16 protein-coding genes are annotated in these 16,042 nt (G+C 42.7%); 12 read left to right on the top strand and 4 right to left on the bottom strand.

Annotation, left to right across the window (positions count from 1 at the left end; all coding sequences use genetic code 11):
- Complete coding sequence (gene dprA, locus OCU78_RS14315) at window positions 1-1,122, bottom strand: DNA-processing protein DprA (RefSeq protein ID WP_137375393.1); 1,122 nt, start codon at window positions 1,120-1,122, stop codon at window positions 1-3.
- Window positions 1,119-2,240, bottom strand: a complete 1,122-nt coding sequence (locus OCU78_RS14320; protein WP_137375394.1) for a LysM peptidoglycan-binding domain-containing protein — start codon at window positions 2,238-2,240, stop codon at window positions 1,119-1,121. Before OCU78_RS14320 ends, dprA begins: the two co-directional genes overlap by 4 nt.
- 140 nt (window positions 2,241-2,380) lie before the next feature.
- Between OCU78_RS14320 and def the strand changes: the two genes are divergently transcribed.
- From def to OCU78_RS14350, 6 genes are all read left to right on the top strand, one after another.
- Window positions 2,381-2,896, top strand: a complete 516-nt coding sequence (gene def, locus OCU78_RS14325; protein WP_206383712.1) for a peptide deformylase — start codon at window positions 2,381-2,383, stop codon at window positions 2,894-2,896.
- A 34-nt stretch (window positions 2,897-2,930) separates the two neighbouring features.
- The gene (gene fmt / locus OCU78_RS14330) at window positions 2,931-3,896 is read left to right on the top strand and encodes a methionyl-tRNA formyltransferase (RefSeq protein ID WP_137375396.1); all 966 of its coding nucleotides are present in this window, start codon (window positions 2,931-2,933) and stop codon (window positions 3,894-3,896) included.
- A 117-nt stretch (window positions 3,897-4,013) separates the two neighbouring features.
- A complete protein-coding gene (gene rsmB, locus OCU78_RS14335) occupies window positions 4,014-5,294 on the top strand; it encodes a 16S rRNA (cytosine(967)-C(5))-methyltransferase RsmB (protein WP_137375397.1) in 1,281 nt (426 codons plus the stop codon).
- A 108-nt stretch (window positions 5,295-5,402) separates the two neighbouring features.
- Entirely contained in the window at window positions 5,403-6,779 is a 1,377-nt protein-coding gene (gene trkA / locus OCU78_RS14340) for a Trk system potassium transporter TrkA (protein WP_137375398.1), read from the top strand.
- A gap of 24 nt (window positions 6,780-6,803) precedes the next feature.
- Complete coding sequence (locus OCU78_RS14345; RefSeq protein ID WP_137375399.1) at window positions 6,804-8,249, top strand: TrkH family potassium uptake protein; 1,446 nt, start codon at window positions 6,804-6,806, stop codon at window positions 8,247-8,249.
- Between the two features lie 9 nt (window positions 8,250-8,258).
- Window positions 8,259-8,825, top strand: a complete 567-nt coding sequence (locus tag OCU78_RS14350) for a DUF3157 family protein (protein ID WP_137375400.1) — start codon at window positions 8,259-8,261, stop codon at window positions 8,823-8,825.
- Window positions 8,826-8,914: 89 nt separating this feature from the next.
- Here OCU78_RS14350 and trhA read toward each other — a convergent pair whose 3' ends face one another.
- Window positions 8,915-9,568, bottom strand: a complete 654-nt coding sequence (gene trhA / locus OCU78_RS14355; protein ID WP_137375401.1) for a PAQR family membrane homeostasis protein TrhA — start codon at window positions 9,566-9,568, stop codon at window positions 8,915-8,917.
- A 134-nt stretch (window positions 9,569-9,702) separates the two neighbouring features.
- The gene (locus OCU78_RS14360) at window positions 9,703-10,494 is read right to left on the bottom strand and encodes a sporulation protein (protein WP_137375402.1); all 792 of its coding nucleotides are present in this window, start codon (window positions 10,492-10,494) and stop codon (window positions 9,703-9,705) included.
- Between the two features lie 281 nt (window positions 10,495-10,775).
- Here OCU78_RS14360 and OCU78_RS14365 point away from each other — a divergent pair, with 281 nt between their 5' ends.
- From OCU78_RS14365 to OCU78_RS14390, 6 genes are all read left to right on the top strand, one after another.
- Window positions 10,776-10,943 (top strand): hypothetical protein, encoded by a 168-nt coding sequence (locus OCU78_RS14365; protein WP_167494082.1) that lies wholly within the window; start codon window positions 10,776-10,778, stop codon window positions 10,941-10,943.
- 139 nt (window positions 10,944-11,082) lie between these two features.
- Complete coding sequence (locus tag OCU78_RS14370) at window positions 11,083-11,346, top strand: YihD family protein (protein WP_137375403.1); 264 nt, start codon at window positions 11,083-11,085, stop codon at window positions 11,344-11,346.
- Between the two features lie 333 nt (window positions 11,347-11,679).
- Window positions 11,680-13,098, top strand: coding sequence for a cytochrome c oxidase accessory protein CcoG (gene ccoG, locus OCU78_RS14375; protein WP_137375404.1), 1,419 nt, complete (start codon window positions 11,680-11,682; stop codon window positions 13,096-13,098).
- Between the two features lie 47 nt (window positions 13,099-13,145).
- Window positions 13,146-14,132: a serine/threonine protein kinase gene (locus OCU78_RS14380; protein WP_137375456.1), complete on the top strand. Its 987-nt coding sequence runs from the start codon at window positions 13,146-13,148 to the stop codon at window positions 14,130-14,132.
- Between the two features lie 69 nt (window positions 14,133-14,201).
- Window positions 14,202-14,801 (top strand): thiol:disulfide interchange protein DsbA/DsbL, encoded by a 600-nt coding sequence (locus OCU78_RS14385; protein WP_137375405.1) that lies wholly within the window; start codon window positions 14,202-14,204, stop codon window positions 14,799-14,801.
- Between the two features lie 245 nt (window positions 14,802-15,046).
- A complete protein-coding gene (locus tag OCU78_RS14390; RefSeq protein ID WP_137375406.1) occupies window positions 15,047-16,003 on the top strand; it encodes a DUF2860 domain-containing protein in 957 nt (318 codons plus the stop codon).
- Window positions 16,004-16,042 lie beyond the last annotated feature (39 nt).

The following is a 16,042-nucleotide window of genomic DNA, read 5'->3' on the forward strand; positions in this document are numbered from 1 at the left end:
CTAGTCTCTCCCCTTTCGAATATAGCCACCAGAAACTGCAACAACATGCCCAAGGAGTTCAAGCTCCAAAAGCTGCATCATGACTTCATGCACAGGTATATGGGTTCTCTGTGCCAAAATATCAACGGGTGTCGCTTCTATTCCTACGTTAGCTAACAGCTGTGGAAATGGCAATTGTTCATTTTGACTGACTGTTAAGGAAGGTTCTTGAGTTGGAAACAAGCTGGGCTGCTGTTCTATTGACCAATGTAGTAGGCTTTCTAATTCGAATAAAACATCGTGAGCACTTTGAACTAGGCAAGCACCTGCTTTTATTAAACTATTTCCGCCTCGACTAGTAGGAGTGTGGATAGAGCCAGGAAGCGCGAAGACTTCTCTGTCTTGCTCCAATGCATACCGAGCTGTGATAAGCGAACCACTCTTTTCAGCCGCCTCAACCACTAACGTACCTAAAGACAAGCCACTAATAATACGGTTACGGCGAGGGAAATGTTCAGGTCGAGGTTTAGCGTGAGGACGAAATTCAGAAATTAAAGCACCACTTTCTACAATTCTCTCGGCCAAACTCCGATGCCTTGCGGGGTAAATAGACTCTAGACCAGAACCTAAAACCGCGAAAGTTTCTCCTCCCGCCTTTAAAGCTCCATCATGCGCATAGCCATCAATGCCTAACGCTAACCCGCTAGTCACTATCAACCCTTTTTTCACAAACTCCTGAGCAAATAACTTCGCAGTATTAAGACCTTCTAAAGTGGCATTTCTACTACCGACCATAGCTATTTGAGGTTCAATTAATTTATCAGCCTGCCCTTTTACAAATAGTACGCTCGGCGCAGAGGCAATATTTGCTAACTGTTTCGGATAAAGGGAACAAGACGAAGTAATTATATGATGGTTTGAATGCTTATTTAACCAAGCAAGGCAATCATCCACTTCTTTAGGTGCTTTTTCAAAAAGGTAAGAAACTTGCTTAGGTGATAAGCCAAAAGCTTGAAGCTGTTGCGAGGAAGATTGAACAATATTTAAAGGCGAGTCAAATGCCAGCAGGCGGGAAAGTCGCTTCCCGCCGAGTTGAGGAATGAAGCTAAGAGTTAGCCAAGCAGAAAGCTCCTGCTCATTCACTCTTCCGTTTCCGTTTCAGACTCTACCGTTTTCGGAATAATAGAAGGCGTTAAGGGTGACACCGCCAGAATCTGACTATTAATGGGTTTAGCGCTATTAGTGATCAAAGCTAAACTAAAATACTCGTAAGGTCGAATGACCATCAAGCTTCCGACAGAAGTACTCGGTAGCTGTAGTTTTTGATTAATTGAAGAACTTTCATAGGTGTATTCACCTTGTTTATCATAAACCACTGCTCCCAGCTCATTAAGCGTAAACATACTACCCTGTCTAAGCTGATCATGTTCACCTCTGTTAATCACAACCACTTGATTCTTAGCGCTGTACTGGCTTCCCTCTAATGAACCAACGATATTAGCAAATTGCCCCGCAGCAGCTGGTGCCGGGTAGAAAGTCGTAGATAAACTAACAGTCTCTATATCAAGATCAGGTAAAACCACATCATTTAGCTGAATTTCTTGTAACTGCTTATCCACTTTCAAACTGCTGAATTCATCATTAGCATCTTTTAGTGTTGCTGTGGCAACTAATCGCAATGACATAATAGAAGAGGCAGGTTCTTCTCGTTTATACGTCTCGACTGAGCGATAAATGCCCCATTTAGAGTGTTGCTGATTTCCAGAAATAAATAATCTATCGTCACCTGTTAAGAACTTGCGTCCGTCACTGGTTCCAAGCACTCTTTGAGCAGAAGCCAAGTCAGATTCACTGACTAAACGGTCCGATTGTAAATAAGGTAAAACTAAACCTTCATTCACAGTTGGTAAGGCTTTCTTCTCTGATACTCGAATTTTCGGACTCAGTTTAATAACTGGCTTTAAGCTCAAGACTGGCTGACCGTTAACCCAAACCAAAGAAAGTTTATCACCAGGGTAAATAAGGTGAGGGTTATCTATTTCTGGGTTGACTTGCCAAAGACGAGGCCACAACCATGGGCTATCTAGATACATTTCAGATATATCCCAAAGCGTATCGCCTTTAACAACAATATACGTCTCTGGTGCCCCTTCTTTGATGTTAAGAGGTTTATCAGCGGCTTTATCTTCAGTCGCTTGAGCCGAAAATGACAATGATAGAGGCAAACAAAGAAGAGAAAGTGTACGAGAAAATTGACGCATGACCAGAGTCCCTTGGGCTGAATATATGATATCTAATCCGAGAATTACTTTCAGGATGCTGTCATTTGGCTTCTAAAATGTCTAGAATTGAGCCAACAAGGTTTATGCTGTTTCGGCACAGTTCAACATTTCGAGTGTATATGTCTGTATTAGAAGTATTAACATTACCGGATGATCGTCTACGCACCGTGGCGAAACCGGTAAAGGAAGTAACCCCAGAAATTCAAAAGTTCGTTGATGACATGATTGAAACCATGTACGACGAAGAAGGTATTGGCCTTGCGGCAACGCAGGTTGATTTCCACCAGCGCATCGTCGTTATCGATGTTTCAGAAACGCGCGATGAGCCAATGGTGCTTATCAACCCTGAAATTACCGAGAAACGTGGCGAAGATGGCATCGAAGAAGGTTGTCTATCGGTTCCTGGCGCACGAGCTTTAGTACCTCGCGCAGCAGAAGTAACAGTTAAAGCATTAGATCGTGATGGTAATGAATTCACATTCGACGCTGACGACCTACTGGCTATCTGTGTTCAACACGAACTTGACCACTTAGAAGGCAAGTTATTTGTTGATTACCTATCACCAATGAAGCGTAAACGTATCCAAGATAAACTAGCGAAAATTAAACGTTTCAATGAGAAACAAGCTAAATAGTCGTTAGTTTTACTAAATTAGAAGGAAGCCTACCTTGAGTCAGTCTTTAAGAATTGTCTTTGCAGGTACTCCGGATTTCGCCGCCCGTCACTTGGCGGCGTTGTTGTCTTCGGAGCATGATGTTATTGCGGTTTACACCAATCCAGATCGCCCAGCTGGTCGCGGGAAAAAATTGTCTGCGCCACCAGTAAAACAATTGGCACTTGAGCATGATATTCCGGTTTTCCAACCTGAGAACTTCAAGTCAGATGAAGCTAAGCAAGAGTTGGCTGATCTCAATGCCGATATCATGGTAGTTGTGGCTTACGGTATGTTGTTACCACAAGCTGTTCTCGATACGCCTCGCTTAGGTTGCATCAATGTGCATGGCTCTATCCTACCTCGCTGGCGTGGGGCAGCTCCAATTCAACGCTCTATCTGGGCGGGTGATAAAGAGACAGGCGTGACCATCATGCAGATGGATATCGGTCTAGACACGGGTGACATGCTAAGCATCGCAACGTTACCAATCGAAGCGACGGATACCAGCGCTTCCATGTACGAAAAGTTAGCAGGTCTTGGCCCTGACGCCCTTGTTGAGTGTTTAGCTGACATCGCTTCTGGTAAAGCAGTTGCTGAAAAGCAAAATGATGAACTTGCTAACTACGCGAAGAAGCTGAGCAAAGAAGAAGCGAAGATTGATTGGAATGACAGTGCTGAACACATCGAACGTTGTGTCCGCGCTTTCAACCCATGGCCAATGAGCCACTTTGCAGTTGTGGATAGCAGCTCTAATGATGAGAAAAGCATTAAAGTTTGGCAAACACGTGTTGATGATGAATCAGCATCTGAGCCAACTGGCACAATCATCAAAGCCGATAAAACGGGTATCTATGTAGCGACAGGGCAAGGCGTACTTGTTCTTGAACAGCTGCAAGTACCTGGTAAAAAGGCGATGTCAGTACAAGATATCCTTAATTCAAGAGCAAGCTGGTTCGAAGTCGATTCGCAACTTTCGTAATCATTTCGTTACCCTTGCTTTGGCTAACTTGTTAGCACGCTGCTGAAAAGCGGCACTAGAAAACCTTTACGAGGGCAGAGATGCCCTCATATATTCAATAAATATTCGGTACCCCTCATGAATGTTCGCGCTGCTGCTGCAAATGTCCTATTCCAAGTTGTCGATAAAGGCCACTCTCTTTCACACGCTCTCCCTGCGGCTCAAAAAACGATCCGCCCGCGAGACCATGCTCTACTGCAAGAGATTTGCTACGGCGCACTTCGTTACCTGCCTCGCTTAGAGTCAATCGCTAACGAGCTGATGGAAAACTCGCTTAAAGGTAAAAAACGCGTATTCCATCACCTGATCTTAGTCGGCATTTACCAGTTAAGCTTTATGCGCATTCCCTCGCATGCTGCCGTTGCTGAAACAGTTGAAGCAACCAAAACACTTCGCGGTCCAAGCCTTAGCGGTTTGATTAATGCAGTACTACGTAGCTACCTGCGCGATCAAGAAGAGCTAGACGAGAAAGCAGTTAGCCATAATGCAGGTAAATACAGCCATCCAAGCTGGATCCTTAAAATGCTTCAAGAAAGCTACCCAGATAAGTGGGAGCAATTGATTGAAGCAAACAACAGCAAAGCGCCTATGTGGTTGCGTGTAAACCGTCAGCACCACACTCGCGACGAATACGTTGAGCTACTGAATAACGAAAACATTGAATACACAGTACACCCAGAAGCCGCTGATGCCATAAAATTAGCGTCACCTTGCGATGTAACCTTATTGCCAGGTTTCGATAAAGGTTGGGTTTCAGTACAAGACGCCGCTGCTCAGCTTTCTGTCGATTACCTAACACCAAAAAATGGTGAGCTAATCCTTGATTGCTGCGCCGCTCCAGGTGGTAAAACCGCACACATTCTTGAACATACTCAAGACACTGAAGTTGTCGCTATCGACTGCGATATCAAGCGTCTGGATCGTGTTTACGATAACCTTGAACGCCTACAATTACGTGCTGATGTTATCTGTGGTGATGCTCGCTACCCTGAAGAGTGGTGGATGGGCGATAAGTTCGACCGTATCCTACTTGATGCGCCTTGTTCAGCAACAGGTGTGATTCGTCGTCACCCAGATATTAAATGGCTTCGCCGCGCATCTGATATTGATGCGCTTGCTGAATTACAAAGTGAAATTATGGATGCAATGTGGCGCCAGCTAAAAGAAGGCGGCACAATGGTTTACGCAACTTGTTCTATCACTCCACAAGAGAACGTGCTGCAAGTAAAAGCATTTTTAGATCGTACAGCGAATGCCACTTTAGTTGGTTCTGATATCGAAAATCCAGGTCGTCAAATTCTACCTGGTGAAGAAGATATGGATGGCTTCTACTACGCGGTTTTAGTAAAACAAGCATAGAAATAAACGCAGCGGTTAAGAATCATTTCTTAGCCGCTGTTTCGTTATGATGCACAAATCGTTTCAACTGAAACGAGCAATTAAATTACAACGATAAAGAGACAGGCTATGAAAATCATTATCCTTGGGGCTGGGCAAGTTGGCGGTACACTTGCAGAGAACCTAGTAGGCGAAAATAACGATATCACTATTGTTGACCGCGATAGCGATCGCCTACGTGAACTTCAGGATAAATATGACTTACGAGTCATCAATGGTTACGCAAGCCACCCTCAAACCCTGAGGGAAGCTGGGGCACAAGATGCCGACATGTTGGTTGCCGTGACAAACATGGATGAAACTAACATGGCAGCTTGCCAAGTTGCTTTCTCTTTATTTAATACACCAAACCGAATTGCCCGTATTCGCTCACCACAGTATTTGGAAGAAAAAGAAGCCCTCTTTAAATCAGGCGCAATTCCTGTCGATCACCTGATCGCACCAGAAGAACTGGTGACAAGCTATATTGAACGCTTGATTCAGTACCCTGGCGCGCTGCAGGTGGTTAGCTTTGCGGAACAAAAAGTCAGCCTAGTGGCAGTAAAAGCTTATTATGGTGGTCCACTGGTTGGTAACGCACTGTCTGCTTTACGTGAACATATGCCGCATATTGATACTCGAGTCGCCGCTATTTTCCGTCAAGGTCGCCCTATCAGACCACAAGGCACAACGGTCATTGAAGCCGATGATGAAGTCTTCTTTGTGGCGGCAAGTAACCATATCCGTTCGGTAATGAGTGAACTGCAACGTCTTGAAAAGCCTTACCGCCGCATCATGATTGTGGGAGGAGGTAATATCGGTGCCAGCTTGGCAAAACGTTTGGAACAGAGTTACAGCATCAAACTCATTGAGCGAAGCTACAACCGTGCCGAAAAGCTGTCTGAAGAATTAGAAAATACCATCGTATTTTGTGGTGATGCAGCAGACCAAGAATTACTCGCCGAAGAAAATATCGACCAAGTTGATGTATTCATAGCACTGACCAATGAAGATGAAACCAACATCATGTCTGCCATGCTTGCAAAACGCATGGGGGCAAAAAAGGTAATGGTGTTGATCCAACGTGGTGCTTATGTTGATTTGGTACAAGGCGGCGTAATTGATGTAGCAATATCGCCTCAACAAGCGACAATTTCTGCCTTACTGACTCACGTTCGTCGTGCCGATATTGTGAATGTATCATCTCTACGTCGAGGCGCGGCAGAAGCTATCGAAGCCATCGCTCATGGTGATGAAACAACGTCGAAGGTAGTAGGAAAAGCCATTGGTGATATCAAACTTCCACCAGGTACAACAATTGGTGCCATCGTTCGAGGGGAAGAAGTATTGATCGCGCACGATAGAACCGTCATCGAACAAGATGATCACGTTGTGATGTTCTTAGTCGACAAAAAATACGTGCCTGACGTTGAGTCACTCTTCCAACCAAGCCCATTCTTTTTGTAAAACTCCGTTTTACGGCGAGCTCACATGGTCAACTTTCGTCCCATATTATTAGTCATCGGGTTAGTACTTTCAAAACTAGCCCTGTTTATGTACATCCCCACTCTTGTTGCTTTCTTTACCGGCACAGGAGGCTTTCTTGAGTTTGGACAGTCAGTTGCCATTACACATATTGTGGCGTTTATCTGCCTCAGTTTAGGTCGTACCGCAACGTTCCGGCTTGGGGTACGCGATATGTTCCTGATTACCTCCTTTGTATGGACGATAGCCAGCGCATTTGCAGCATTACCCTTTGTTTTCATTAACCATATTAGCTTTACCGATGCCTACTTCGAAACCATGTCTGGTATCACGACAACTGGTTCAACGGTGCTCAGCGGGCTAGATGCCATGGCTCCGAGCATTTTATTGTGGCGCTCCATCCTTCAATGGTTAGGAGGAATCGGCTTCATCGTAATGGCAGTAGCGGTACTTCCGATGCTCAATGTTGGAGGAATGAGGCTATTCCAAACAGAATCTTCTGATTGGTCAGATAAAAGCAGCCCAAGAGCCAAGACCGTCGCTAAGAACATTGTAGGGGTTTATCTTGTGCTAACTGGGCTCTGTCTAGTCAGTTATCTGTTCGCTGGGATGAACCTATTTGATGCAATAAACCATGCCTTTACCACACTTTCTACTGGTGGTTACTCAACGTCTGATGGCTCAATGAATCACTTCTCCAATAGTGCACATTGGGTAGGCACAATCTTCATGTTTTTAGGTGGTTTACCGTTTTTACTCTTTGTCAGTGTGCTTAGAAATAAAAAAATGGCGCCTCTTTACAAAGACGCGCAAGTGCGTGGTTTCACAATTTTATTCCTAACCTCAAGCGTCATTATAGCTTCATGGCTAGTAATTAGAGATGGCTACAGCGTACTCGATGCCCTGAGAGTTTCGATGTTTAACATCGTATCGGTAGTTACAACAACAGGCTTTGGTTTAGAAGATTTCACAGCATGGGGCGCATTACCCACTACTCTCTTTGCATTTTTAATGATGGCAGGTGCTTGTTCTGGTTCGACTTCTGGCGGCATCAAAATTTTCCGTTTCCAGATAGCCATGACATTACTGCACAAACAAATGATGAAACTCATTCATCCTTCAGGAGTCTTTGTGCAACGCTATAATCAGCGACCTGTAAACGATGATATTGTTCGGTCACTCGTAGCCTTCGGCTTAATGTTTTTCATCACCATAATATTAGTCGCCGGCGGGCTCAGCGCGATGGGGTTAGATCCAGTAACCAGTATTTCAGGTGCTATTACCGCGGTGGCAAATGTTGGTCCTGGAATGGGCAGCGTTATTGGTCCAACGGGAAACTTCGCTCCATTGCCAGACGCTGCAAAGTGGCTATTGAGTGTAGGAATGTTGATGGGTCGCTTAGAAATTTTAACTATTTTGGTACTATTTTTCCCCGCCTTTTGGCGACGCTAAGGAATTGATATGACACGTTGGAACACATTACTGGCTTTCACTTTGCTTTCATCTTCAGTGATGGCAGAACAAACAGTAACGTTACAAGATGGAAAGCAAGTTCGCTTAAAAGATGACTTTACGTGGGAATATATTTCCACCAGCACAGAACAAATTCCCACAAATACGGAACAAGCAACGAAAAAGTTTGAAGCGATTCCTGTCGTTCAGCAAGCAATGAAGGGTACCACTATTGCTGTAGGTAATGACAAGCCAAGTTTGCAACTATCAAAGTCAGGATTAGATGTACTCATTGGAGCAAGCACGTATGAAGATGGGCAGCTAATCTTGCCTGTATCCGTGACCAACCAAAGCACTCAATCGGTTGTATTGGTTACCTTAACATTCGCGGTTTATTCGCCAACAGGTGAACTGTTGCATGAGGGCAGCTTTGATACATGGCAATCAATAAAACGCTTGGCTGATACTTACTTGAGACCTCAAACTTCTGCTAAAGGTAAAGATCTCATTGTAGATGTTGGTCAATATCCAGAATATCGAATTGAAGTGGATATTGAGAGCGTAGTAACACGCTAGCCCCAATCGCATAATTCTATTCATTACTTCGTTGATATAGGTATATAGCAATGAAGTAATGATATCTACCTATCTGAGCTAACCCCTACTTAAACAGGTTCAACGTATAAATAGATCGCTAGGAAATGGCAGAAACATCCAGCCAAAACAAACAAATGCCAGATAGCATGGTTGTAAGGGATACGATCTTTAACGTAAAAAATAACGCCTAACGAATAAATAACGCCCCCAACTGCCAGTAATATCACCCCACCAATATCAATACTTTTCACTAGTTGGTAAATCACAATCACAGATAACCAACCCATCGTTAAGTAAGTCACTAAAGATAAGCGTTCGAAGCGATAAACGAATGCAATTTTCATAATGATACCAAAAAGTGCAATACACCAGATGACTGCCATTAGCCCTATAGCTAAAGGGGTACGTAATCCAACTAATAAGAAAGGGGTGTAGCTGCCTGCAATTAACAAGTAGATAGCACAGTGATCCAGTGTTTTGAGTAAGCGCTTAGTTTTTTCTGTAGTGATGGAATGGTAAAGCGTTGAAGCGAGGAATAATAAAATAATGCTACTGCCATACACCGCCATGCTGATCATGGTTAATGCATCAGCTTCGAAGGTATAAGCCCTAACCAGTAGAAGAACTAAGCCAACAACGCCCAGTATTACTCCTAAACCATGAGTAATAGCATTCGCGCGTTCTTCTTTTTCACAGTACTCACTCGCAGATGAGGCGGACATAAAAACCAACTAGATTAATAGAATATTTAATCTAGTATTACACATTAAGCTTACACGTGTAAGCTTAAATAAATAACAGGCTCAAAGTTAACGATATGCTTTCAAATAATACTAAGCCAAAAACTAGAAACCAATTAAGAAACCGACTCTAGATATTCAATCACTCGCTTACCGGCTTCTTCAGGAGGAGTATCAAGCGGCAAACTTAACTGTCGTTTTAACTGACCAATACCAAGTAAGCTGGCTAGCATACCTTTGGCGCCGTGACGATTTCGGTCAATCTCAAACCATAATTGCAGCTCAGTTTCGCTTCGATGAGCCACAACTTCAAGTTCTCTCCAGCGCCCATGGTAAGGACCTGTCGTTGGAACAAACTCAAACTCTTGGACAAAAGGAAGCTCAAAACCATCTACCGCTTCACATTCCACCTGGCGAATACGAAGACCTTGTTCTTCTAACTCACTGAGAATGCTGTCGAGCAATTTATCAGGTCGAACCGTTAAGATATCTTTATCTGATGGATCAACCGCCATCGCGATATCTAACCCCGTTTCCAACCAAACTTTCGCATCACCAATAGTGACAGGAGTATTGAGTGGGACATCCAACTCGCACTCAAAATCACGAGTTTCGCCGGGCTGAATGGTAAACGCATAAGGTAGGCTCCACTTCACCAAAGAGTAAGTTTGGTGCATACGGCGAGTTTGTGAACTTTCGCGCCCATTTGAATCAACCGGCACTTCTTTTATGTAGCGACAGCACAGGTTCAAATCAATATTATCGATCTCTTGCGCTTGGGAACCACCATAAACATGTACAGTTATGTTGGCTTTTTCGCCTGGATAAAGCACTTCCTGTTGCAAAACTGAATCCACTTTTGCAGATCCAATGCCAAAGCTGGCTAACGTTTTCTTGAAGAACGACATATGCACCTCCTTTAAAACATCATCTTAAGCCTTAAATAGGATCAAACTCAAATCTATTTCTCTTACTATTTTAGCTCGATTTGTGAACGTTTCTTATCCAACGGTCGATCGAAGGGTAAGATAGTGATAATCTATTCTTGATATGCATGCATATCATTATCCTGACTAATCGTTTGGATTGGCGAAAGCCAGAAGAGCCAAACTTCAAGTAATTGAAGCTCAACTCATGATTAGTCAGGCCATTAGATTGGCAATGGATATGCCTGACCGTTAGGTAAAAAATGCGCCCAACAGCTGTCAGGTCTTCGCACACCAACCGTAGTGCGATGCGTCGTCGTAGTGGCTTTGTCACTGCACCAACGGCAAAGAAAATGGCTCCTGCAATGACTTTAGTGGAAAAGGCTGCTTTATTAGCACCTGCTTCAGTAAAAGTTACTCAAGCCGCTTAACAAAAAGCGCAGTATTTACTGCGCTTTTTTCTTTTCTTCACTTTCCCACTCTGCTTTTATTCACTCTTCCACGTTGGTATTCCCGACCTGATTTGATACCTTTAGCAAAAATCATTATAAATATTGTGGAGAAAGCTGCATGAAGTGCCATCGAATTGAAGAGTTATTGGAACTGATGGAGCCTGAATGGCAAAAAGACCAAGAACTGAACTTGCTCGAATTTATCATCAAGCTATCACAAGAGGCCGGTTACGAAGGTAAACTTGAAGATCTCACCGACGACGTGCTGATCTACCACCTAAAAATGCGTAACAGCCAAAAAGACGACATGATTCCTGGTCTTAAAAAGGATCAAGAAGATGATTTTAAAACTGCAATTTTAAAAGCTCGAGGCATTATTTAGTCCTTCGAAGCTCATCATCTAAAACGATATCAAACTCAAAAGCGGCCTTAGTGGTCGCTTTTTTGTTTCTGTTCGCTACTTTTTCATCACAACTGTTATGAGTTTTGTTGTTAAAGGTTGATAGCGTTAAAGAAATTAGAACAATATTGCCGTTATAATCGCCATCCATAAGAATCTTCTAAAATAGTAATAATGAACTGCACTAAGTTTCGACCCTTCGATGTTTACTGTAGGTTTTTATTACCCGATTCACTTAAAAATCATTATTTCAAAGCAATGTCGTAGAGTGCTATCAATAAGAAATGGCACCAAATGCCACAAAAAGGATATCCCATGAGTCAGGATAAAATCGATATCAAAGATGTGACTCCTAAAACCTTTAACCCAAAGACACATAAAGGTAACGGAGATCGATTTAACCCAAGTAACCGTATTTACGTACGTGAAAGTAAAGGTAAATTCCAGCAATTACGTCGTTATGGCGGTTGGTTCTTACTGCTACTTTTTGCCCTTATTCCGTGGATACCATTTGGTGAACGACAAGCGATCTTATTGGATATCGGTAGCCAACAATTTAACTTCTTTGGCACTACTTTATACCCTCAAGATCTGACTTTACTCGCCATATTATTTGTTATCGCGGCTTTTGCTCTCTTTTTTATAACCACCTTCTTAGGTCGGGTTTGGTGTGGTTATCTTTGCCCACAAACCGTTTGGACCTTTATGTATATTTGGTTCGAAGAGAAACTAGAAGGCGCAGCTAACAAACGAAGAAAACAAGATTCAGGGAAGCTCACCCCTAACTTGTTAATGCGTAAAACGCTTAAACACATAGCCTGGATAGCCATAGCCCTTGCCACCGGCTTCACATTTGTTGGTTACTTTATCCCTGTAAAAGAACTGGTCGTCGATTTCTTTACCTTTAATGCATCATTTTGGCCAGCCTTTTGGATTCTATTCTTTGCGGGCTGTACTTATGCAAATGCCGGCTGGATGCGTTCGATAGTATGCTTACACATGTGTCCATACGCTCGATTCCAATCTGCAATGTTTGATAAAGATACTTTCATTGTTGGTTATGATCCTAAACGCGGTGAAAGCCGAGGACCTCGTTCTCGTAAAGCTGATCCAAAAGCACTTGGTCTTGGTGACTGTATTGACTGTAATTTATGTGTTCAGGTGTGCCCAACAGGGATAGATATCCGTGATGGTTTGCAATATGAGTGCATTAACTGCGGCGCATGTATTGATGCTTGTGATAAAACAATGGATCGCATGGGCTACGAGAAAGGTCTAATCAATTACACAACTGAGCATCGACTCGATGGCCACGATACAAAAGTCATGCGTCCTAAACTGCTAGGGTATGGTGCTATATTATTAATTATGATTGGTCTGTTCTTCGTTCAGATAGCCAGTGTCGACCCTGCAGGTTTGAGTGTATTAAGAGACCGTAACCAATTGTTTAGAGTTAACAATGAAGGTTTTATTGAAAACACTTACACACTTAAAATCATTAATAAAACCCAGCAACTTCAGGAATACACGTTCAATGTTGAAGGCATACCTAATGTTACTTGGTACGGAAAACAATCGGTAGAAGTGCAGCCAGGTGAAGTATTGAATTTACCTATAAGCTTAGGGGCTGATCCTGAAAAACTCAGCTCACCGGTTTCTACAATTCAGTTTATACTCTCTGATAGTGAAGAATTTACCATTGAAGTAGAAAGCCGCTTTATTAAGAAGCTGTAACTGCACAATTAACGGAAAAAGGCTCAGTAATGAGCCTTTTTTATTTTATGACTATGCAAGCCTTTAACTTTGATAACTTAACGCCCGACTTCATGTGGTACGCCCTTGAAAGCATTGGTGTCCGCGCTGAGTCTGGTCTTCTGGCCCTTAATAGCTATGAGAACCGTGTTTATCAATTCTCAGATGAAGACAAAAAACGCTATGTAGTAAAATTCTACCGACCTCAACGTTGGAGCAAAGAGCAAATTCAAGAAGAACATGACTTCGCTCTTGAGCTGATCGAGCAGGAGTTACCAGTTGCACCACCAATGATAATTAATGGCGCAACATTACATGAATACCAAGGCTACATGTTTGCTTTGTTTACCAGTGTGGGTGGCCGTCAATATGAAGTGGATAACCTAGACCAATTGGAAGGCGTTGGACGTTTCCTTGGGCGCATTCATAAAGCCAGCGCAGGTAAAACTTTTCAACATCGTCCGACTCTCAGCTTAGATGAATACCTTTATCAACCGCGTAAAATTCTAGAAAATTCTAATTTCATTCCAACGCATCTAGAAAACGTATTCTTCAACGATCTTGATTTACTTATCAAAGCACTAGAATCTCAATGGGATAATAATTATAAAAATATTCGCCTCCATGGAGATTGCCACCCAGGGAATATACTATGGCGTGATGGGCCTATGTTTGTGGATCTCGATGATGCGAGAAATGGACCTGCTGTACAAGATTTATGGATGCTGCTAAATGGTGAGCGCCAAGATAAACTCATGCAACTCGATATTATTTTGGAAAACTACCAAGAGTTTTGCGATTTTAATACTGCTGAGTTGAAACTAATTGAGCCACTACGCGGTCTACGAATGGTGCATTACATGGCATGGTTAGCAAAACGATGGCACGATCCTGCTTTCCCGCTCGCTTTTCCTTGGTTTAATGATCCAAAATACTGGGAGAGCCAAGTTCTTGCTTGTAAGGAACAGTTAGCAACATTACAAGAACCACCGTTATCATTAATGCCACAGTGGTAATTGAGCATTGCTTACAGTTACCAAGACTCAAAAAACAACCAAAATTCAAATAATAATGGAGATTGAATAATGAAAAAGCTGCTCGCATTTTTCTCACTTGTATTACTTAGCCTTTCTGCACACGCGGCTAAGTTTAATGAAGGCGAACATTACAAAACGTTAGATCTAGAGCCTTCAAAAAAGCCAGTAGTGACCGAGTTTTTCTCTTTCTATTGCCCACACTGTCATAGCTTTGAACCTATTATTCAGCAGCTAAAGCAACAGCTGCCTGAAGGCGTAAAACTGCAAAAAAACCATGTATCTTTCATGGGCGGTAAAATGGGTAAGTCGATGAGTAAAGCTTACGCAACTTCTATCGCACTTAAAGTCGAAGACAAAATGACACCTGTGCTATTTAATCGCATCCACAATATGCGTAAAGCACCAAAAGACGATGCAGAACTGCGCCAAATCTTCCTAGATGAAGGGGTAGATGCAAAGAAATACGATGCGGCTTTCAACGGTTTTGCCATCGACTCTATGGTTCGTCGATTCGACAAAGGCTTTAAAGACAGTGGTCTTTCAGGCGTTCCAGCTATCCTCGTAAATAATCGCTACCTAGTTCAAGCTCAAGGTATCAAAACAACGGGCGAATACATTGAGTTGGTTAACTTCTTACTAAAGAAATAAACCTCGCGATAATGTAAGTACACCGCTTAAAAAGAAAAGGGAGCCACCAAACTGCTCCCTTTTTAGATCCTTATCCTAAAACTGAGTCAGGGCCATATTGAGCCATTTAATGCTGGTCACCGCCAATGTCTCATTATAGAGTCTCAAAGGTATTCTAAATGTAAAAAACAGTGAACCATTTTGTTACTGTGACCTCTATAAACACTACGTGTTATCACTAATCATTCGGTCAAGGAGAATCACGAGTGAAACTAAAATACACAATCCTAGCGACGAGTATAATGGCAATGCCAGCACTTGCTCAGCTTTCTGATGAAGCAGGATTCAGCGGAGAAATTTCTCTCAACGCCGGCATGGCTTCCTCAACATCAAACTTCAACACTGATGGCGATAAAAACTTAACATCAGTCAATCAAAGTGCCTCTGAAGAAAGCACTTTTCTTGTCGCTCCTCTCGGTAATATCGCTTATACCTTCGGTGAGCAACTCAATCAGCAAGTTTATACCGGTACCACCCGTGATGATGTTGCTACAGGTACTGTTGTGCTCGAAGTTGGTTATAAGTATCAATTAGAGTCAGGTATGGTGATCGATGCGTCTTTCTTGCCAACCATCATGTCTGGAGAAACTTGGGCTGACCCTTATTTAACAACCGGCCCAAGAACAGAAACAGATGAAACTGGTAATGCATTCCGATTAAAACTAGAGAGTATCGCTGGTTCCAATTTCAGCCTTGATATGGCTTATGCAACCAAAGATGTAGAAAATGACGCTATTACTTTTGATGAATTAAAGCGCGATGCCGATACTGTTTACCTCAAAGGGCAATATCGACAACCTTTAAATAGAACGACCCTTTTGCTTCCTTCTATCACTTACCAATCCACATCTGCGGATGGTAAGGCAAGCTCGTTTGAAGAAATAGGCGCTGAAGTCAGCTTATTTAAAGCGATTAACCGCCATAAATTAGCATTAACTGCGGGCTATAGCCGTAGAAGCTATGATGCTACGAATCCTATTTACGACAAGACACGCAGTGATAATAAATACAATTTATTTGCGGCTTATGAGTACGATAACTTTATGGATTGGGAAAATTGGGCTTTCATTTCATTAGCAGGTTATGGCACAAGCCAATCAAACATTACCTTCTATGATGAATCGGAATACCTAGTCTCTGTTGGTATCAACTACAAGTTCTAAGCCCTAATTAAGGTAGTTCAGTCTTGATATAAATCATTG

It is taken from the genome of Vibrio gallaecicus (assembly GCF_024347495.1).
In the GTDB taxonomy this organism is placed as follows: domain Bacteria; phylum Pseudomonadota; class Gammaproteobacteria; order Enterobacterales; family Vibrionaceae; genus Vibrio; species Vibrio gallaecicus.